The 20,058-nt window shown below is 60.1% G+C and carries 21 protein-coding genes; 8 read left to right on the top strand and 13 right to left on the bottom strand.

Annotated features, from left to right (window positions below):
- Positions 1 to 112: 112 nt before the first annotated feature.
- The 3 genes from cysN to EQV97_RS08605 form a co-directional block, all read right to left on the bottom strand.
- Entirely contained in the window at positions 113 to 2,011 is a 1,899-nt protein-coding gene (cysN, locus tag EQV97_RS08595) for a sulfate adenylyltransferase subunit CysN (RefSeq protein ID WP_045061437.1), read from the bottom strand.
- 9 nt (positions 2,012 to 2,020) lie between these two features.
- Positions 2,021 to 2,938: a sulfate adenylyltransferase subunit CysD gene (gene cysD, locus EQV97_RS08600; protein ID WP_010463281.1), complete on the bottom strand. Its 918-nt coding sequence runs from the start codon at positions 2,936 to 2,938 to the stop codon at positions 2,021 to 2,023.
- A gap of 263 nt (positions 2,939 to 3,201) precedes the next feature.
- Positions 3,202 to 3,960 carry a Nif3-like dinuclear metal center hexameric protein gene (locus EQV97_RS08605; RefSeq protein WP_122837524.1) on the bottom strand — a complete coding sequence of 253 codons (759 nt, stop codon included), beginning with the start codon at positions 3,958 to 3,960 and terminating at the stop codon, positions 3,202 to 3,204.
- Between the two features lie 102 nt (positions 3,961 to 4,062).
- On the opposite strand from EQV97_RS08605, the gene algW reads away from it, so the two are divergent.
- From algW to EQV97_RS08620, 3 genes are all read left to right on the top strand, one after another.
- Positions 4,063 to 5,229, top strand: a complete 1,167-nt coding sequence (gene algW, locus EQV97_RS08610) for a Do family serine endopeptidase AlgW (RefSeq protein ID WP_240888821.1) — start codon at positions 4,063 to 4,065, stop codon at positions 5,227 to 5,229.
- A gap of 87 nt (positions 5,230 to 5,316) precedes the next feature.
- Positions 5,317 to 7,422 carry a TonB-dependent receptor gene (locus tag EQV97_RS08615; RefSeq protein ID WP_240888822.1) on the top strand — a complete coding sequence of 702 codons (2,106 nt, stop codon included), beginning with the start codon at positions 5,317 to 5,319 and terminating at the stop codon, positions 7,420 to 7,422.
- Between the two features lie 13 nt (positions 7,423 to 7,435).
- Entirely contained in the window at positions 7,436 to 8,155 is a 720-nt protein-coding gene (locus EQV97_RS08620; RefSeq protein ID WP_240888823.1) for a DUF4198 domain-containing protein, read from the top strand.
- 117 nt (positions 8,156 to 8,272) lie between these two features.
- On the opposite strand, the gene hisC is transcribed toward EQV97_RS08620, so the two are convergent.
- The 10 genes from hisC to EQV97_RS08670 form a co-directional block, all read right to left on the bottom strand.
- The gene (gene hisC, locus EQV97_RS08625; protein WP_225570555.1) at positions 8,273 to 9,325 is read right to left on the bottom strand and encodes a histidinol-phosphate transaminase; all 1,053 of its coding nucleotides are present in this window, start codon (positions 9,323 to 9,325) and stop codon (positions 8,273 to 8,275) included.
- A gap of 2 nt (positions 9,326 to 9,327) precedes the next feature.
- The gene (gene hisD / locus EQV97_RS08630) at positions 9,328 to 10,653 is read right to left on the bottom strand and encodes a histidinol dehydrogenase (protein ID WP_122837519.1); all 1,326 of its coding nucleotides are present in this window, start codon (positions 10,651 to 10,653) and stop codon (positions 9,328 to 9,330) included.
- A gap of 125 nt (positions 10,654 to 10,778) precedes the next feature.
- Positions 10,779 to 11,414, bottom strand: coding sequence for an ATP phosphoribosyltransferase (gene hisG / locus EQV97_RS08635; RefSeq protein ID WP_007942738.1), 636 nt, complete (start codon positions 11,412 to 11,414; stop codon positions 10,779 to 10,781).
- 166 nt (positions 11,415 to 11,580) lie between these two features.
- Positions 11,581 to 12,846, bottom strand: a complete 1,266-nt coding sequence (gene murA, locus EQV97_RS08640) for a UDP-N-acetylglucosamine 1-carboxyvinyltransferase (protein ID WP_122837518.1) — start codon at positions 12,844 to 12,846, stop codon at positions 11,581 to 11,583.
- 22 nt (positions 12,847 to 12,868) lie between these two features.
- A complete protein-coding gene (locus EQV97_RS08645; protein ID WP_045061443.1) occupies positions 12,869 to 13,108 on the bottom strand; it encodes a BolA family protein in 240 nt (79 codons plus the stop codon).
- 113 nt (positions 13,109 to 13,221) lie between these two features.
- The gene (locus tag EQV97_RS08650) at positions 13,222 to 13,527 is read right to left on the bottom strand and encodes an STAS domain-containing protein (RefSeq protein WP_045061444.1); all 306 of its coding nucleotides are present in this window, start codon (positions 13,525 to 13,527) and stop codon (positions 13,222 to 13,224) included.
- Positions 13,524 to 14,177, bottom strand: coding sequence for an ABC transporter substrate-binding protein (locus EQV97_RS08655; protein ID WP_122837517.1), 654 nt, complete (start codon positions 14,175 to 14,177; stop codon positions 13,524 to 13,526). Before EQV97_RS08655 ends, EQV97_RS08650 begins: the two co-directional genes overlap by 4 nt.
- An 11-nt stretch (positions 14,178 to 14,188) precedes the next feature.
- Positions 14,189 to 14,656, bottom strand: a complete 468-nt coding sequence (gene mlaD, locus EQV97_RS08660) for an outer membrane lipid asymmetry maintenance protein MlaD (RefSeq protein ID WP_045061446.1) — start codon at positions 14,654 to 14,656, stop codon at positions 14,189 to 14,191.
- Entirely contained in the window at positions 14,656 to 15,453 is a 798-nt protein-coding gene (mlaE, locus tag EQV97_RS08665) for a lipid asymmetry maintenance ABC transporter permease subunit MlaE (protein WP_045061447.1), read from the bottom strand. Before mlaE ends, mlaD begins: the two co-directional genes overlap by 1 nt.
- Positions 15,453 to 16,262: an ATP-binding cassette domain-containing protein gene (locus EQV97_RS08670; RefSeq protein ID WP_122837516.1), complete on the bottom strand. Its 810-nt coding sequence runs from the start codon at positions 16,260 to 16,262 to the stop codon at positions 15,453 to 15,455. The genes mlaE and EQV97_RS08670 overlap by 1 nt, the downstream gene beginning before the upstream one ends.
- 276 nt (positions 16,263 to 16,538) lie before the next feature.
- On the opposite strand from EQV97_RS08670, the gene EQV97_RS08675 reads away from it, so the two are divergent.
- The 5 genes from EQV97_RS08675 to lptB are packed head-to-tail and all read left to right on the top strand — an operon-like array spanning position 16,539 to position 19,877.
- A complete protein-coding gene (locus EQV97_RS08675) occupies positions 16,539 to 17,513 on the top strand; it encodes a KpsF/GutQ family sugar-phosphate isomerase (RefSeq protein WP_122837515.1) in 975 nt (324 codons plus the stop codon).
- Positions 17,513 to 18,037: an HAD family hydrolase gene (locus tag EQV97_RS08680; RefSeq protein ID WP_045061450.1), complete on the top strand. Its 525-nt coding sequence runs from the start codon at positions 17,513 to 17,515 to the stop codon at positions 18,035 to 18,037. The genes EQV97_RS08675 and EQV97_RS08680 overlap by 1 nt, the downstream gene beginning before the upstream one ends.
- A gap of 7 nt (positions 18,038 to 18,044) precedes the next feature.
- The gene (gene lptC / locus EQV97_RS08685) at positions 18,045 to 18,617 is read left to right on the top strand and encodes an LPS export ABC transporter periplasmic protein LptC (RefSeq protein ID WP_122837514.1); all 573 of its coding nucleotides are present in this window, start codon (positions 18,045 to 18,047) and stop codon (positions 18,615 to 18,617) included.
- A complete protein-coding gene (gene lptA / locus EQV97_RS08690) occupies positions 18,604 to 19,152 on the top strand; it encodes a lipopolysaccharide transport periplasmic protein LptA (protein ID WP_045061452.1) in 549 nt (182 codons plus the stop codon). The genes lptC and lptA overlap by 14 nt, the downstream gene beginning before the upstream one ends.
- Complete coding sequence (lptB, locus tag EQV97_RS08695; protein WP_045061453.1) at positions 19,152 to 19,877, top strand: LPS export ABC transporter ATP-binding protein; 726 nt, start codon at positions 19,152 to 19,154, stop codon at positions 19,875 to 19,877. Before lptA ends, lptB begins: the two co-directional genes overlap by 1 nt.
- The last annotated feature ends 181 nt before the right edge of the window (positions 19,878 to 20,058 follow it).

Genomic DNA, 20,058 nt, shown 5'->3' on the forward strand with positions numbered 1-20,058 from the left:
AAACACCGCAATCGCCAGCGGGCTCGCTCCCACAGTTGACCGAGTCGACCCGAAACAAAAAACCCGCCGGATGATCACTCATCGGCGGGTTTTTTATTGCAGCAACTGACGCTTAGATCGCGCCGCGCTGACGCAGCAGATCCAGCACTTGCTTGACGCTTTCTTCCAGCGACAACGACTGGGTATCGACCACGAGGTCGGCATCCAGCGGCACGTCGTACGGGAAGGATTCGCCCGGGATGTTGTCACCTGCCGCAGCATACAGGCCTTGCGGGTCACGCTCGGCGCAGACCGCTGGCGAGGCCTGGACATAGACTGTCAGCAGGCGCTCCTTGCCGATCAGGTCCTTGGCCTGTTCGCGGCCTTCGGCGCTCGGTGCAACGAATGCGGCGAGGGTCAGCAGGCCGGCTTCGTTGAACTGACGCGCAACGTGTGCGGCACGGCGCCAGTTCTCGGTGCGCCCGGCGCGATCCTGTGGCAGACCCTTGTTCAGGTCGTGACGCAGGTTCTGGCCATCCAGTACGAACACCGCACGGCCCATGTCGAACAACTTGCGTTCAACCGCATAGGCCAGGGTGCTTTTGCCCGCGCCCGACAGCCCGCTGAACAACACGGTTGCCGGTTGCTGGCCGAAGCGCTGGGCGCGTTCTTCGGTGGCCACGTGAGCCAGTTTGCCGTGGTGCGTGCTGCTGCCATGAGCCAACGGCTGGGCAATGATCATGCCGGCGGCAACTGTGCCATTGGTCAGGCGGTCGATGACGATGAACGAACCCGTGGTGCGGTTGCTGGCGTAACCGTCCAGCGCGATCTCCGCGTCGAGGCTGACCTTGACCCGACCGATCTCGTTCAGTTGCAACGAGCTGGCAGGGCCCTCTTCCAGGGTGTTCACGTCAACACGGTTAACGATGCTGGTGATCGAACCCGGCACGTAGGTGGTGGCGCGCTTGATGTCGTATTTCTTGCCCGGCAGCATCGGCTCTTCCGCCATCCACACCAGCATGGCGTCGAAAGCGTCAGTGACTTGCGGCAGGTTGTCGGCGTGCACCAGCAGGTCGCCGCGGGAGATATCGATCTCGTCTTCCATGGTCAGCGTTACCGCCTGACCAGGACCGGCGTGCTCCAGTTCACCCTCGAAGGTGACGATGGATTTCACACGGCTGCTCTTGCCCGACGGCAGCACAACGACTTCATCGCCCTTGTGCACAACGCCGCTGGCCAGGGTGCCGGCGAAACCACGGAAGTTCAGGTTCGGACGGTTGACGTACTGCACCGGGAAACGCAGGTCGGTGTAGTTGCGGTCGTTGGCGATTTCGACGGTTTCGAGAATTTCCATCAGCGACTGGCCGGTGTACCACGGCGAGCGCTCGGATTTGTTCACCACGTTGTCGCCCTTGAGAGCGGACATCGGCACGAAGGCCATGGTGGTCGGTTTGAAGGCGATACCTTCGGCAAACTTCAGGTAATCGGCCTTGATCGACTCGAACACGCTTTCGTCGAAGCCATTGAGGTCCATCTTGTTGATGGCGACCACGATGTGCTTGATGCCCAGTAACGAGGCGATGAAGCTGTGGCGACGGGTCTGGGTCTGCACGCCGTAGCGGGCATCAACCAGGATGATCGCCAGGTCACAGGTGGACGCACCGGTGGCCATGTTGCGCGTGTACTGCTCATGGCCCGGGGTATCGGCGATGATGAATTTGCGCTTGGCTGTGGAGAAATAGCGGTAGGCGACATCGATGGTGATGCCCTGCTCACGCTCGGCCTGCAGGCCGTCGACCAGCAATGCCAGGTCGATGTCTTCGCCAGTGGTGCCGACTTTTTTCGAGTCGCGGGTGATGGCTTCCAGATGATCTTCGTAGATCATCTTGGAGTCGTGCAGCAGGCGCCCGATCAGGGTGCTCTTGCCGTCGTCGACGTTGCCACAGGTCAGGAAGCGCAGCATTTCCTTGCGTTCGTGCTGGCCCAGGTAGGCGAGGATGTCCTCGCTGATCAAATCAGATACGTGCGACATGACAACCCCTTAGAAATAACCCTGACGTTTCTTTTCTTCCATCGAGCCTGCGCCATCGTGGTCGATGACCCGGCCCTGGCGTTCGGAAGTTCGCGTCAGGAGCATTTCCTGAATGATGTCGGTCAGGCTGGTGGCCTCGGACTCGACCGCACCGGTCAGCGGGTAGTCACCCAGTGTGCGGAAACGGACTTTCTTCTTGACGATGCGCGCCTTGTCTTCGTCGCTCAGGTGATTGAGCAGGCGTTCGTCGTCGATCATGATCCAGGTGCCATTCATCTCGATGACGTCGCGCTCGGCGGCGAAATACAGCGGCACGATCGGGATGCCTTCGAGGTAGATGTACTGCCAGATGTCCAGTTCGGTCCAGTTCGACAACGGGAACACACGAATGGATTCGCCCTTGTTGACGTTGCCGTTATAGACGTTCCACAGCTCCGGGCGCTGGTTTTTCGGGTCCCAGCGGTGCTTGGTATCGCGGAAGGAATACACGCGCTCTTTGGCGCGGGATTTTTCTTCGTCGCGACGGGCACCACCGAAGGCGGCGTCGAAGCCGTATTTGTCGAGGGCCTGCTTGAGGCCTTCGGTCTTCATGATGTCGGTGTGCTTGGCACTGCCGTGGGTCAGCGGGTTGATGCCCTGCGCGACGCCATCGGGGTTTACGTGCACCAGCAGGTCGAGGCCGAGTTCTTCGACCATGCGGTCGCGGAACGCGTACATTTCCTTGAACTTCCACCGGGTGTCCACGTGCATGACCGGGAACGGCAGCTTGCCCGGGAAGAATGCCTTGCGCGCAAGGTGCAGCATCACGGCGGAGTCTTTACCGACGGAGTACAGCATCACCGGGTTATCGAACTCGGCGGCGACCTCGCGGATGATGTGGATGCTTTCGGCCTCCAGCTGTTTCAGATGCGTCAGTTTGTCGACCATGGCTACTCACGAAAACGATCTTATGGACGGCCAGCGGGCCGTGTTCGAGCGGGGAATCCTAGCACAGCGACCTCTTCTAATCAGGACGCTGGCTAGATCGAAAGGGTATATGAATATACCCCCGCGTTTGGCCGCCACCACGCCTGGCTGATTGGCACACCCCCCTGTAGGAGCTGCCGAAGGCTGCGATCTTTTGACGTTGTTTTTTTAAGATCAAAAGATCGCAGCCTTCGGCAGCTCCTACGCAAGGCATTGCGATTCAATCAGATCGGGTTGGGGCAATCGATGAAGATGTGGTCCAGCGCAAAGCGTCGCGCCAGGTAGTCGCCCAGCGCCTGCACGCCGTAACGCTCGGTTGCATGGTGGCCGGCGGCGATGAAGCTGATGTCGTTTTCCCGGGCGCTGTGGAAGGTCTGCTCGGACGCTTCGCCACTGAGGTACAGGTCAACGCCGGCCAGCACCGCCTGGTCGATGTAGCCCTGGCCGCCGCCGGTGCACCAGCCGACGCGGCGGATCATCTCGCTGCCTTCGATCAGCAACGGCTCGCGCCCCATGACTTCCTGCACTCGACGGGCGAAATCCCGGGGTGTCATCGGCTCGCTGAGGGAGCCGACCAGCCCGACGATCTTCAGGTTGTCCGGATCCAGCGGGCCTTCCACGGTGATCTCCAGCTGACGCGCGAGCTGGACGTTGTTGCCGACATCCGGGTGCAGGTCCAGTGGCAGGTGATACGCCAACAGGCTGATGTCGTGCTTGAGCAGGGTTTTCAGCCGACGCTGCTTCATCCCGGTGACGCAGGGGTTCTCGCCCTTCCAGAAATAACCGTGATGCACCAGCACCAGGTCGGCCTGGGCTTCGACCGCCGCGTCCAGCAGCGCCTGGCTCGCGGTGACGCCACTGACGATGCGCATCACCTGCGGTCGACCTTCGACCTGCAACCCATTGGGGCAATAATCGGCAATCCTGGCGCTGTTCAGGTAACGGTCAGCTTCTTCGACCAGGGTGCTCAGGGCGACGGCCATAAAAGACTCCTAAATATCCCGTTCAGAGGCGCGCGCGGCCTCGTATAATGTGCGTCATTATGGGCGGTCTCATACCGCCTGCAACCTTTCAGGACGTGCTTAATGCTCAAGGCGCTGCGTTTTTCCGGCTGGCCGCTGTTGGCCGGCGTGCTTATCGCTCTGTTGATCATCCAGCGTTACCCGCAATGGGTCGGGCTTCCAAGCCTCGATGTGAATCTGCAGCAAGCCCCGCAAACCACCAGCGTGCAGCAAGGTCCGGTGTCCTATGCCGACGCGGTGACCACGGCCGCGCCATCGGTGGTCAACCTCTACACCACCAAAGTGATCAACAAACCGAACCACCCGCTGTTTGAGGACCCGCAGTTCCGCCGGTTCTTCGGCGACAACTCGCCCAAGCAGAAACGCATGGAATCGAGCCTGGGTTCGGGCGTGATCATGAGTCCCGAAGGCTATCTGCTGACCAACAACCACGTCACCAGCGGTGCCGACCAGATCGTCGTGGCCCTGAAGGATGGCCGGGAAACCCTGGCCCGGGTGATTGGCAGCGATCCGGAAACCGATCTCGCGGTATTGAAAATCGACCTCAAGAACCTCCCGTCGATCACCGTCGGGCGCTCTGACAATATCCGCATCGGCGACGTCGCCCTGGCCATCGGCAACCCATTCGGGGTCGGCCAGACCGTGACCATGGGCATCATCAGCGCCACTGGCCGTAACCAGCTGGGCCTGAACAACTACGAAGACTTCATTCAGACCGACGCCGCGATCAACCCCGGCAACTCCGGCGGCGCGCTGGTCGATGCCAACGGCAACCTGACCGGAATCAACACGGCGATCTTCTCCAAGTCCGGCGGCTCCCAGGGCATCGGCTTCGCCATCCCGGTCAAACTGGCGATGGAAGTGATGAAGTCGATCATCGAACACGGCCAGGTGATTCGTGGCTGGCTCGGCATCGAAGTACAGCCCCTGACCCAGGAACTGGCCGAGTCGTTTGGCCTGTCGGGGCGCCCGGGTATCGTGGTCGCAGGGATTTTCCGCGATGGCCCGGCGCAGAAAGCCGGCCTGCAACTGGGCGACGTGATTCTCGCGATCGACGGCGAACCAGCCGGCGACGGCCGCCGCTCGATGAACCAGGTGGCGCGGATAAAGCCGACGGACAAGGTGACCATTCAGGTGATGCGCAACGGCAAAGAGATCAAGCTCACCGCCGAAATCGGTCTGCGTCCACCGCCGGCACCGGCCCCGACCAAGGAAAAAGAAGAGGAGTAAGCACTAGCCCGCCAATCGCGGGTTAGTGGCAGACACCGACAAAAGAAATGTTATATTGTTTCAATATCACTATTGGAACAATCTGACATGTCGTCTCGAATAAAGGCCTGCTTCACAACTCTTGCCCTTGGCCTGCTGGCGGACCCGGCGTTTTCCGAAGATTCCACCCCCATCGAGCTGGAGGCCATCAGCGTCACCTCTGACTACGAATCCGCCACTGGCCCGGTCACGGGCTACCGCGCCACCCGCTCCTCCAGTGCGACCAAGACCGACACCGCGATTCGCGATATCCCGCAATCGATCAGTGTGGTGCCCGCCAGCGTGCTCAAGGATCTGGGCAGCACCCGTGTCGAGCGCGCCCTGGATTTTGCCGGCGGCGTGTCGAAGCAGAACAACTTCGGCGGCTTGACCCTCTACGAATACAGCGTGCGTGGTTTCACCACCTCCGAGTTCTACAAGGACGGTTTCAGTGCCAACCGCGGCTACCCGAGCACCCCGGACGTGGCCAACATCGAACGCATCGAGGTCCTCAAAGGTCCGGCTGCCAGCCTGTATGGCCGTGGTGATCCGGGTGGCACAGTGAACATCGTCAGCAAGAAACCCCAACCCCAGCCGTTCACCACGCTCGAAACCAGCGCTGGCAGCTGGGACCGTTATCGCACTGCGCTGGACCTGAACACGCCGCTGGACGAAGCCGGTAACCTGTTGTCGAGGGTCAACCTGGCGGTCGAGGACAACCACAGTTTTCGCGATCACGTCGACAGCCAGCGGGTGTTCGTGGCGCCCTCCTTCAGCTGGCAGCTGAACCCGGACACCCGCCTGCTGGTGGAGAGCGAATTCGTGCGCCACAGCTCCACCTTCGACCGCGGCATCGTCGCGCCGAACAATAAATGGAGCGGTGTTTCCCGTTCGACCTTCCTTGGCGAACCCAGCGACGGCAACATCGATAACCACAACAATCTGCTGCAAGCCGCACTCGAACATCAGCTCAACGATAGCTGGAAACTGCGCTTGGCCAGTCATTACAAGGAAGGCAAACTCTGGGGCTTTGCCTCCGAAAATCGTCCCCTGAACGCCGACGGCCACACCGTCAACCGTCGCTACCGCGAGCGCGATACCAATTGGCACGACAGCATCACCCAGCTCGAACTGCGCGGGCTGTTCGACATCGGCAGCTGGCAACACGAAGTGCTGATCGGCAGCGAGTATGAGGACTACCGCAAGAACGAGCGGGTGACGACGATTGCTGGCGGCCCGTACGCCATCGATATCTATCGACCGATCTACGGCCAGCCGAAACCCGATGGCGCACGCTCCGGGACCGACTTCTTCGAGCATGTCGAAAGCCAGGCGCTGAACCTTCAGGACCAGATCATTTTCACAGAAAAACTGCGCGGCATGCTCGGTGTGCGCTTTGAGCATTTCGAACAAAGCATCGACGATCACAACCGCAACGCGACCAGCCGTCAGCGCCACGATGCCCTGACCCAGCGGGCCGGCCTGCTCTACCAACTGACGCCTGAAGTGGGGTTATTCGCCAACGCCTCCACCTCGTTCAAGCCGAACAACGGGCTGGACGCCGCCGGCAAATCATTCGACCCGGAAGAAGGCGTCGGTTATGAGGTCGGGATCAAGAGCGAGCTGTTCGACGACCGCTTGAGCACCACCCTCGCCGCCTTCCATATCGAAAAGGAAAACGTCCTTGCGCTCGACCCGACCACCGATTCCAGCCGCGCCATGGGCAAGGCCCGCAGCCAGGGTGTCGACCTGCAAGTCACCGGGCAAATGACCGACGCCGTGCGAGTGATCGGGGCTTTCGCGTACATCGACGCCGAAGTCACCCAGGGCGACAAGGTGATTCCCACCGGCAGCCGGATTCCCGGCGTGGCCAAACGCAGCGGCAGTCTGTTGGGTGTTTATGAATTTCAGGATGGCCATATGCGCGGTTCGGACCTTGGTGCAGCGTTCACCTATGTCGGTGATCGCTCGGGTGAAGCCGGCAGCGATTTCGAACTGCCGGCCTACCACACCGTCGACCTGTTGGCCCATTACAAGGCCAGCGAAAACGTCACCGTGGGCCTGAACCTGAACAACCTTTTCGACGAGAAATACTTCGAGCGCTCCTACAGCAACTACTGGGTCAACCCCGGCGAGCCACGCAATTTCACCGTCAGCCTGACACTCAACCTGTAAGAGGACGTCCACCATGCAACACGGCAAAACCCTTCTGCTCATCGCGTCCCTCTTCGCCACTCAAGCTTCGGCCCATGGCCTCTGGACCGAACAACGTCGCGGCAACATCGAAGTCATCTACGGCCATGGCGCCGAAGACAACGCCTTCAAGGCGCAGAAAATCAGTGGTGCCTGGGCCTATGACGTAGCCGGAAAAATGATCCCGGTGAACGTGCAGCGGCTGGCCGACCACGCCCGCCTGCAGCCGTTGAAACCACCGGCAGTGATGGCCGTGGCGCTGAACAATGGCATGTGGTCGCAAACGGCGGATAAAAAATGGATCAACGAAGGACGCAGCAAAGTACCGGGGGCCATTGAGTCGACCCAGACCTTCAAATACAGCCTGTCGATATACCAGCCGGGGGCGAAGTTGCCAAAGCTCGATCAGATGAAATTGCTGATTCTGCCGGAGGTTGATCCGCTGACGGTCGGGCCGGGTAGATCGTTGCCGGTTCGAGTGCTATTGGACGGTAAGCCGGCGGCGGGTGTGAAGCTGGCGGGCGACTATCGCAGCGCGCCGAATACGTTAAGCACCGAGACTGACGAAGAGGGTCGGGCGCAAGTACTGGTGCGTAATGAGGGGTTGAATGTGATTGCGGCGCAGATGGAGATTCCGCTAAAGGACAACCCGGATGTGGCGACGCGCGGGCTGTTCACGTCGCTGACCTTTCTGGGCGAACCGCATCACGAGTAACTCACCAAACCTTGTGGGAGCGTGGCTTGCCCGCGATGGGGACGCCGCGGTGCAATAGGTAGACCGCGTTATCGTTTATCGCGGGCAAGCCACGCTCCCACAGGATCGAGGGTTGGGTTAAAGGTCGCCGAGGCCGTCGATCAGGGCCTGGTTCTGCTCCGGTGTACCGATGGAGATCCGCAGGAACTGCGCAATGCGCTCCTGCTTGAAGTGCCGGACGATCACGCCTTGTTCGCGTAACTTGGCTGCCAGGCCGGCTGCGTCGTGCTGCGGATGACGGGCGAAAATGAAGTTGGCTGCCGACGGCAACACTTCAAACCCCTTGCCTTCCAATTGCGCGACGACCCACTCACGGTGCTCGATGACCAACCGGCAAGTCTTGTCGAAGTAATCGCGATCCTCGAACGCCGCCGCCCCCCCGACATTCGCCAGACGATCCAGCGGATAGGAGTTGAAGCTGTTTTTGATTCGTTCCAGTGCCTCGATCAGGTCCGGATGGCCTACCGCCAAACCTACCCGCAAGCCTGCCAGCGACCGGGATTTGGACAGGGTCTGGGTCACCAGCAAGTTCGGATAACGATCCACCAAAGTGATCGCGGTCTCACCGCCGAAGTCGATGTACGCCTCATCCACCACCACCACCGAATCCGGACTGGCCTTGAGGATTTGCTCCACCGCATCCAGTGCCAGCAGGCAACCGGTAGGCGCGTTCGGGTTCGGAAAGATGACCCCGCCGTTCGGCCTGGCATAGTCCGCCGGATTGATCTGAAACTGTTCATCCAGCGGCACCGCATCGAACTTGATGCCATATAGCCCGCAATACACCGGATAGAAGCTGTAGCTGATGTCCGGGAACAGCAGCGGCTTATCGTGTTGCAGCAAGCCATGGAAAATGTGCGCCAAGACTTCATCGGAACCGTTGCCCAGGAAAACCTGGTTAGCCTGCACTGCGTAGTAACGGGCAACGGCTTGCTTGAGCACATCGCTGTTGGGGTCCGGGTACAGACGCAGATTGTCGTTCAATTCGCTCTGCATCGCCGCCAGCGCCTTGGGCGAAGGACCGTACGGGTTTTCATTGGTGTTGAGTTTCACCAGCTTGGTCAGCTTGGGCTGCTCGCCCGGCACGTAAGGCACCAGGTCCTTGACGAAGGGGCTCCAGAATTTACTCATGTTCAGTTCCCCTTCTGATCGTCGACGATGCGGTATTCGGCACTGCGCGCGTGGGCGGTCAGCGACTCGCCACGGGCCAGCACGGAGGCAGTTTTGCCCAATTCGGAAGCACCCTGCTCGGAGCAGAAGATGATCGAGGAGCGTTTCTGGAAATCGTACACACCCAGTGGCGAGGAGAACCGCGCGGTGCCGGAAGTCGGCAATACGTGGTTGGGGCCTGCGCAGTAATCGCCCAGGGCCTCGGAGGTGTGACGACCCATGAAGATCGCACCGGCGTGACGAATCAACGGCAGCCAGGCCTGTGGATCAGCCACCGATAGCTCCAGGTGTTCCGGGGCGATCCGGTTGGCCACCTCGATGGCCTGGTTCATGTCCTCGACCAGAATCAGGGCGCCACGGCCATTGATCGAGGTTTCGATGATCTCGGCACGCTCCATGGTCGGCATCAGTTTGTTGATGCTAGCGGCCACCTTGTCGAGGAACTCGGCGTCAGGGCTGACCAGAATCGCCTGGGCGTCTTCGTCGTGCTCGGCCTGGGAAAACAGGTCCATGGCGATCCAGTCCGGATCGGTCTGGCCGTCGCACACCACGAGGATCTCCGAAGGGCCGGCAATCATGTCGATACCGACCTGGCCGAACACGTGGCGCTTGGCGGTGGCGACATAGATGTTGCCAGGGCCGACGACCTTGTCGACCTTCGGCACGCTCTCGGTGCCGTAAGCCAGTGCGGCGACGGCCTGGGCGCCGCCAATGGTGAACACCCGGTCCACGCCGGCAATGCACGCCGCCGCCAGCACCAGCTCATTGAGTTCGCCACGCGGGGTGGGTACTACCATGACCACTTCGGTCACGCCAGCCACCTTGGCGGGAATGGCGTTCATCAGTACCGAAGACGGATACGACGCCTTGCCGCCCGGCACGTACAGGCCAGCGCGGTCCAGCGGAGTAACCTTCTGGCCCAGCACGGTGCCATCGGCCTCGGTGTAGCTCCAGGAGTCCTGCTTCTGTTTCTCGTGGTAGCTGCGCACCCGGGTGGCCGCTTTTTCCAGGGCTTCGCGCTGAGCGATGGTGATGCGCGTGAGCGCCAGTTCCAGGCGCTCGCGCGGCAGGATCAGGTCGGCCATCGAGGCCACTTCCAGGCCATCGAACTTCTGGGTGAACTCCACCAGGGCGGCGTCGCCACGCTCGCGCACGGCTTTGATGATGTCCAGCACCCGCTGATTGACCGAGTCGTCAGACACACTTTCCCAGCTCAGCAGATGATCCAGATGATGCGCGAAATCCGGGTCAGCAGCGTTGAGTCGGCGAATTGCAGTCGGTGCGGTCATAGCGAGAGCCTCATAGGAATGGCAAAAACTCAGGCGCCCTAACTTAGCAGTCGTTTCCGCTTGGGCACCTGAGATTCTGGCTATGAGGCGGATAGACGGGCGCGACTCAAGGTCGCGCAGGTGAATCAGCCGCGGTGTCGAGACTCCACTGCCTTGCGCAGGGTGTCGATCAACGCCTGGATACGGGCGTGCTGCATTTTCATCGAAGCTTTGTTGACGATCAGCCGGGAGCTGATGTCGGCAATGAAATCCTGAGGTTCCAGGCCATTGGCGCGCAGCGTATTGCCGGTGTCGACCACGTCGATGATCTTGTCTGCCAGACCGATCAGCGGGGCCAGCTCCATCGAGCCGTAGAGCTTGATGATATCGACCTGACGGCCCTGCTCGGCGTAATAACGCTTGGCAACGTTGACGAACTTGGTTGCCACGCGCAGACGGCCCTTGGGCTCGACATCACCGACACGGCCAGCAGTCATCAGCTTGCACAGTGCAATGCGCAGGTCCAGTGGCTCGTACAAGCCCTGGCCGCCGTATTCCATCAACACATCTTTACCGGCGACGCCCAGGTCAGCGGCACCATGCTCGACGTAAGTCGGCACATCGGTAGCGCGCACGATCAGCAAACGTACGTCGGGCTGGGTCGTGGGGATGATCAGCTTGCGGCTCTTGTCCGGATTCTCGGTCGGCACGATGCCCGCTTCAGCCAGAAGCGGCAGGGTGTCATCAAGAATGCGGCCCTTGGACAATGCAATGGTCAACATGGGAAACGTCAGTCCTTAATAAAGGTACTCATGCCCGGTCGCAATCGGCGCCGGACACACATCGAGGCATTCTCGATAATGAAGAATCAGCCTCGATTTGAAACAAATCAGTTAACAGCAAACCGTGGCGAGGGAGTTTGCTCCCTCACCACAACTGCAGCAGGGACTAGCCCGGTACGCGGCGGATCTTGGCGCCGAGCATCTGCAGTTTCTCTTCGATGCACTCGTAACCACGGTCTATGTGGTAGATGCGATCGATCAGGGTGTCGCCTTCAGCAATCAGCGCGGAGATCACCAGGCTGGCCGAAGCACGCAGGTCGGTGGCCATGACTGGCGCGCCCTTGAGCTTCTCGGTGCCGGTAACGATGGCAGTGTTGCCTTCGACCTGGATCTTGGCGCCCATGCGGTGCAGCTCGTAGACGTGCATGAAACGGTTCTCGAAGATCGTCTCGATCACGGCACCGGTGCCTTCGGCAATGGCGTTGAGCGAAATGAACTGCGCCTGCATGTCAGTCGGGAATGCCGGGTACGGAGCCGTACGCACGTTGACGGCTTTAGGCCGCTTGCCGTGCATGTTCAGCTCGATCCAGTCTTCGCCGCAGGTAATCTCCGCGCCCGCTTCCTTGAGTTTTTCCAGCACCGCTTCAAGGATGGTCGGATCGGTGTCCTTGACCTTCACGCGACCGCCGGTAACAGCAGCAGCAACCAGGTAGGTACCGGTTTCGATACGGTCCGGCATTACCTTGTAGGTGGCCGGGTGCAGGCGGTCGACGCCATCAATGGTGATGGTGTCGGTGCCGGCGCCGGAGATCTTGGCGCCCATGGCGATCAGGAAGTTCGCCAGGTCGATGACTTCAGGTTCGCGAGCGGCGTTCTGCAGGACGCTGCGACCCTTGGCCAGCGCAGCGGCCATCATGATGTTCTCGGTACCGGTCACACTGACGGTGTCGAAGAAGAAGTGCGCGCCGCGCAGGCCACCTTCAGGCGCCTTGGCCTTGATGTAGCCACCTTCCACGTCGATCACCGCGCCCATGGCTTCGAGACCGCGGATGTGCAGGTCAACCGGACGCGAGCCGATGGCGCAACCGCCAGGCAGCGCAACTTCGGCTTCGCCGAAACGGGCAACCATCGGCCCCAGTACCAGGATCGACGCACGCATGGTTTTCACCAGTTCGTACGGGGCGATCAGGGTCTTGATGGTGCGCGGGTCGATTTCGACGCTGAGCTTCTCGTCGATCACCGGCTCGATGCCCATGCGGCCGAACAGCTCGATCATGGTGGTGATGTCGTGCAGGTGCGGCAGGTTGGCAACGGTAACCGGGCCATCGCACAGCAAGGTTGCGGCCAGGATCGGCAGGGCGGAGTTCTTTGCCCCGGAGATGCGGATTTCGCCATCAAGACGAACGCCACCAGTAATAATCAGTTTATCCATAAGAATCTCGACGCCCTTGGGCTCAGGTGCGCTCGGCCCAGGCCGCGCTGCTGAAAAATTTCATAGTGACCGCATGGATGCTGCCATCGGTGATCCATGGGTTCAAATGGGCATAGACCTGCTGCTGACGCTTCACCGGGCTCAACGCCGCCAGTTCATCGCTAATCAGGTTCAGCTGGAAATTGCAGCCTTCGCCTTCAACTTCCACCTTCGTGTCTGGCAGCTTTCCTTCAAGGAAGCTCTTCACTTCTACGGCCTGCATGCTCAACCTCAATCGGCGCCTTGTGCGCGCGGGTCGGACATCATACAAAAAAGCCCCGCGCCTGCGAACCCCGCTAAGCAGGACTCTGACGGGGGGCTTCCCTGTAGATGCGGTTAGGGATGCGCCAATAACTCGGTCAATTCACTGACCTGAGCGATTTCGCGCATATCTTCGGGCATCGCGCGGATGCTCAGGGCCTTGCCGGCGGCCTGGGCATCACGCATGAAGCACAGCAGCAACGACAAGCCGACACTGCTGGACTTCACCACCTGCGAACAGTCAACCACCAGCGCCGCAGCCTTGCTGGCCTTGATCAGCGCCTGGCCCTGCTTGCGCAGAACCGGGCCGCTGCGGTAATCCAGCGTACCACTGAGGTGCAGTTCGCCGGATTCATTCATCTGGACGGCCGACTCACTCATTGGGTTTGCTTCTCGGCAGCTTGCTCGGTGGTTTCCTTGGCCTTGGCAACTTCGCCGGCCCAGTTGTTGATCACCTTGTCGAGATCGTTGCCATTGCGCTGCATCGAGTCCTGGAACTGATCGCGGAACAGCTTGCCGATGTTGATGCCGTTGATGATGACGTTACGGACTTTCCACTCGCCGTTGATTTTCTCCAGCGTGTAGGACACAGGATAGATGGAACCACTGCTGCCCTTGACCTGCATGTCAACGCTGGTCCGGTTACCGCTTTCATCCTTGGCAGGGGAAACGGTGATGCCCTGGTTGTTGTATTCGAGCAACGCATTGCCATAGAACTGCATCAGGCTGCGCTTGAAGTTTTCCTGAAAGCGCTGCATCTGCTCAGGCGAGGCCTTGCGCGAATACTTCACGGTCATGATGCTGCGGGAAATGCCGTCGGCATCGACCACCGGTCCGACAATACCGTTCAGGGCGTTGTAGAACTCGTTAGGGTCCTGCTTGTACTTTGCCTTGTTGGCAGCCAGATCGGCCAGCAACCGGGTAGTGGTGTCCTGTACCAGATCGTGCGCCGACGGCGCCGCCACGGCGTTAGCCATCAGCGGCACAGCCGCGAGTAATACCAACAGGCCACGTCGCAAGGTAGAGATCATTCAAAAACTCCTCATTTGGCTTCTTTGCTAACGGTGTTGAGCAGGAATTTACCGATCAGGTCCTCGAGCACCAGCGACGACTGCGTATCGTGGATGGTCCCGCCATCCTTGAGCAGCGTTTCTTCACCACCAACGCTGACGCCGATGTACTTCTCGCCCAGCAGCCCAGCGGTCAGGATAGATGCAGTGGAGTCCGTCGGCAGGTTATCGACGCTCTTGTCCAGCTGCATGGTCACCCGGCCAGTGAAACTGTCGCGGTCCAGATCGATCGCAGTGACCTTGCCGATGGTCACACCGGCCATGGTCACTTTAGCTCTGACCGTCAAACCGGCGATATTGTCAAAATATGCGTAAAGTTTATAAGAATCGGTTGTTGCGCTCGGGGACAGGCCACTGACCCGCAACGCAAGCAACAGCAAAGCCAGGATGCCAGCCAGCAAGAAAAGGCCGACACCGATTTCCAGGGTGCGGTTTTGCATCAGAAATCTCCAAACATCAAGGCGGTCAGAATAAAGTCCAGGCCGAGTACCGCCAACGAGGCGTATACAACGGTCTTGGTAGTGGCACGACTGATCCCCTCGGAAGTGGGCTCGCAGTCATAGCCTTGGAATACGGCAATCCAGGTCACGACGAAGGCGAAGACGACACTCTTGATGATGCCGTTGAGCACATCTTCAGAGAACGTCACGCTGTTCTGCATGTTCGACCAGTAGGAACCTTCATAGACTCCCAGCCAGTCGACGGCCACCCATGAACCGCCCCAGATACCCACCACGCTGAAAATCATCGCCAGCACTGGCAGGGATATGAAGCCCGCCCACAGGCGCGGGGCAATGATGTACTTGAGCGGGTCGACACCAATCATTTCCAGGCTGGACAACTGCTCGGTGGACTTCATGTTGCCAATCTCGGCCGTCAGGGCAGAGCCTGCGCGCCCGGCGAACAGCAAGGCGGTGACTACCGGCCCCAGTTCACGCAGCAGGGTCAGTGCAACCATCTGCCCGACCGCCTGCTCCGAGCCGTAGCTGGACAGGATGTTGAAACCCTGGAGCGCCAGCACCATCCCGATGAACACCCCGGAGACGACGATGATCACCAGGGACATGACGCCCACCGAGTGCAATTGCCGGATCAGCAGGCCGAAGCCACCACCGATGCCGCCACGGCCGAGCAAGGCATGAAACAGGAACAAGGTCGCGCGCCCGAACACGGCGACGGCATCGATCGCCGCCGCGCCGAACCGGCGTACACGTTCTATCAGTGAAATCTTGCGCATCAACGCTTCCCCAGAAGATCTGCGCGGTAATCCGTCGCTGGAAAGTGGTATGCGACCGGGCCATCGGGTTCGCCCGTCATGAACTGGCGGATCCGCGGATCGTCCGAATTCATCAGCTCGTCCGGTGTGCCCTGCCCCAGAACCTGCGCCTCACCCACTACATAGATGTAGTCGGCGATGCTCGCGGTCTCGGCCAGGTCATGGGAAACCACGATACTGGTGATACCCAGCGCATCGTTGAGCAGGCGGATCAGGCGCACCAGCACGCCCATGGCGATCGGGTCCTGCCCGACAAAGGGCTCGTCGTACATGAGGATCTGCGGATCGAGGGCAATGGCGCGCGCGAGCGCGACACGCCGCTTCATGCCACCGGAGAGTTCGTCGGGCATCAGGTCGATCGCGCCGCGCAAGCCGACGGCCTGCAACTTGAGCAGGACGATGTCCCGGATCATTTCCTCCGGAAGCTGGGTGTGCACACGCAATGGGAAAGCCACGTTCTCGAACACGTCGAGGTCGGTGAACAGCGCACCGCTCTGGAACAGCACGCCCATATGCTTGCGAGCGTCGAACAGGTCGCTTCGAGACAGCTTCGGCAGGTTCTGGCCGTTAACCCAGACTTCGCCGGCAGTCGGCCGCAACTGTGCGCCCATCAGGCGCAACAGCGTGGTCTTGCCGCACCCTGAAGGTCCCATGATGCCGGTGACCTTGCCCCGTGGAATACGGATATCGACGTTATTGAAAATGCTGCGCGCACCGCGCTTGAAGGTCAGTCCCTTCAGCTCGACCGCGTAGGCGTTATCGGCACTCATCTAAACTCCTTGCGATGCAGCCTCACACTCGGACGCCTGTCTTTCTGGCGAAAGCACATTCATCGTGGGCAGGCCGAACTGGCGGCGAACTATATCACTGCAAGGGCTTGGCGCCCAAGGCTAAAGCCGGGCGATGTTCAGCTGCACGACAGGTCAAAAGGCTCACAGGGAGAGGATTACGTAACAGGGAATGACAAAGCACGACGAACTAGCGTGAGGGTTTCGGTCATAACCGCTATAATCGCCGCCTTTTCATCAGGCTATACGATTTCCGACATGAGCCAATCCAGCGACCTTATTCAATCGGCACAACGCACCATCCGTCTCGAACTGGAAGCCGTACAAGGCTTGCTTCCACGCATCGACGCAGATTTCGTACGCGCGTGCGAGATGATTCTGGCGAGCAAGGGCCGCGTGGTCGTGGTCGGCATGGGAAAATCGGGGCATATCGGCACCAAGATCGCCGCCACCCTGGCCAGCACCGGGACCACGGCGTTTTTCGTCCACCCGGCCGAAGCCAGCCACGGCGACATGGGCATGATTACCCGGGACGACATCATCCTGGCCCTGTCCAACTCCGGCTCGACCACTGAAATCGTGACCCTGCTGCCGCTGATCAAGCGCCTGGGCATCCAGTTGATCAGCATGACCGGCAACCCTGACTCGACCCTGGCCAAGGCCGCCGAAGTCAATCTCGACGTGCAAGTCGAGCATGAAGCCTGCCCGCTGAACCTGGCGCCCACCTCGTCCACCACTGCGGCACTGGTCATGGGCGACGCACTGGCCGTCGCGCTGCTGGAAGCGCGTGGTTTCACGGCGGAAGATTTCGCTTTTTCCCACCCGGGTGGTGCACTGGGTCGTCGCCTGCTGCTCAAGGTCGAGAACGTCATGCATGCCGGCGACGCCCTGCCCCGGGTCCAGCGTGGCACCCTGCTCAAGGACGCGCTGATGGAAATGACTCGCAAGGGCCTGGGCATGACCGTGATACTGGAGGCCGACGGCAAACTCGCCGGGATCTTCACCGACGGTGACTTGCGCCGCACCCTGGACCGCGCCATCGACATTCATCACGCCACCATCGACCAGGTCATGACCCTTCACGGCAAGACCGCGCGGGCCGAGATGCTCGCCGCCGAAGCCTTGAAGATCATGGAAGACAACCGAATTAACGCTCTCGTAGTGGTGGACGATGAGGATCGCCCGATCGGCGCCTTCAACCTCTCCGACCTGCTGCGCGCAGGAGTCATGTAATGAGCAACGATCTGCTGCAACGCGGCAAGAATATCAAGCTGGCAATCTTTGATGTCGATGGAGTGCTCACCGATGGGCGCCTGTACTTCCTCGAAGACGGCAGTGAATTCAAGACTTTCAACACCCTCGACGGCCAGGGCATCAAGATGTTGATGGCAGCCGGCGTTCAGACCGCTATCATCAGCGGTCGCAAGACCCCGGTGGTTGAGCGTCGGGCGAAAAACCTCGGCATTCCCCATCTGTACCAGGGGCGCGAAGACAAACTGGTGGTGCTGGACGAACTTCTTGGCGAACTAGGCCTAAGCTATGAGCAAGTCGCCTACCTCGGCGACGACTTGCCTGACCTGCCGGTGATACGCCGCGTTGGCCTGGGCATGGCGGTGGCCAATGCGGCCAGCTTCGTGCGTGAACATGCCGACGGCATCACCCAGGCCCGCGGAGGCGAAGGTGCTGCCCGCGAGTTCTGCGAATTGATCCTGCGCGCCCAGGGCCGCCTCGATGCGGCAAACGCCGCGTACCTGTGAGCCAACTATGCTGAGCAAAAAGTTTCGCAACATACTGCTGTTCGGTTGCATCGCCGCGATTTTTGCTGCGGTCGGCTACTGGAACATCAGTCCTGAACGCTTTCTCGACAAGCCGACCGTGGCCGTCGATGAGACGGCGATCGACTATTACGCCCTGAACGCCCACAGCGTGCAGTTCCTGCCCGATGGCAAGCTGCAGTACGAGATGACGTCGGACAAGGTCGAACACCTTAAAGCCACTGAAGTGACGCTGCTGACCAACCCGGACCTGAACATGTTCCGCGGCACCGAGTTTCCCTGGCATGTACAGAGCGAACGCGGTGAAGTGAATCCGGATGGTACGCAAGTGGAACTGATCGACTCGGTGCGTATCACACGTTTCGACGAGAAAAACCGCAAGACGCTGATTACCACCACCCGTATGACCGTGTTCCCGAAGCAGCAATATGCGCAGACGGAGCAACCCGTTAGAATCGACGGCGCCGGTGGCGTGTCGACTGGCACGGGAATGAAAGCGTATTTGAAAGAAAGCAGGATACACCTGCTATCGAACGTAAGAGGACAGTATGAGGCTCGTTAAAACCCTCCCTATTTTGCTCAGCCTGGGCGCAGCACTGGGAAGCGTGAGCGCCTGGGCTCTGCCGAACGATCAAGAGCAGCCTATCCGCATTCAGGCCGACGACGCCCAACTGGACGACAAGAACGGCATCGCCACCTACAAAGGCGACGTCATCATCACCCAGGGCTCCATGAAGGTGACTGGTAACACCGTGACCATCACCCGCACCCCGGCAGGCGACATCGACGTGGTGACTTCCGTGGGCAACCTGGCTTACTTCGAGCAATTGCAGACCCAGGGCGACGCCAAGCCTGTCCAGGGCTACGGCGTCACGATCCAGTATCACGCCTCGCAGAACCGCGTCGTGCTGATCGATCGAGCCAAGGTCATCGACAAGGACAACAACGTCACCCAGGGCGAGAAAATCGTCTACGACACCGTGAAGAAGCTGGCAAGCGCCGGTCGCGCCACGGGCAACAAGGTGACCGAGTCGCGCCCGCGAATCGACATGGTGATCCAGCCGAAAAAGAAAACCGACGAGCAGAAGGCCCAGTAATGGCAACTCTGAAAGCTCAGCATCTGGCCAAGAGTTACAAGAGCCGCCAGGTCGTGCGTGACGTCAGCCTGTCCATCGACAGCGGTCAGATCGTCGGGCTTCTGGGCCCCAACGGCGCCGGCAAGACCACCTGCTTCTACATGATTGTCGGTTTGGTGCAGGCTGATCAGGGCCGCGTGCTGATCGACGACCTGGACGTCAGTCACCAGCCCATGCACGGCCGCGCCAAGGCAGGTATTGGCTATCTTCCGCAAGAAGCGTCGATCTTCCGCAAACTGTCGGTGGCCGATAACATCATGGCCATCCTCGAGACCCGCAAGGAACTCGACAAGGCCGGGCGCCGCAAGGAGCTGGAGAGCCTGCTGCAGGAATTCCACATCAGCCACATCCGCGACAACCTCGGCATGAGCCTGTCGGGCGGCGAGCGGCGCCGCGTTGAAATTGCCAGGGCGCTGGCCACCAACCCGAAGTTCATCCTGCTCGATGAACCTTTCGCCGGCGTGGACCCGATCTCGGTTGGCGATATCAAGCAGATCATCCATCACTTGAAGGCCAAGGGCATTGGTGTACTTATCACCGACCACAACGTCCGCGAAACCCTGGATATCTGCGAAACAGCCTACATCGTCAACGATGGCCAGCTGATTGCCGAGGGCGACTCCGCGACCATCCTGGCCAACGACCTGGTCAAGGAAGTGTATCTGGGCCATGAGTTCCGCCTTTAAGCGCTGAGGTGCCTGCCCAGTCGCGCGAGCGCTTGTCACTCTAAAAAATCAATACTTTTTTATTGTTACAGCGCTCTAGGCAAACACTGCAATATCGGGCATATAATTTGCTTAAGTTTGGCGTTTCGGCGCCCTGTAGTGGATGGCGCATGCGCGCCGGCGAATAAGGTTTAAGCCCCTG

The organism is Pseudomonas sp. TMW22090 (assembly GCF_022496665.1).
GTDB classification, from domain to species: Bacteria; Pseudomonadota; Gammaproteobacteria; order Pseudomonadales; family Pseudomonadaceae; genus Aquipseudomonas; species Aquipseudomonas gregormendelii.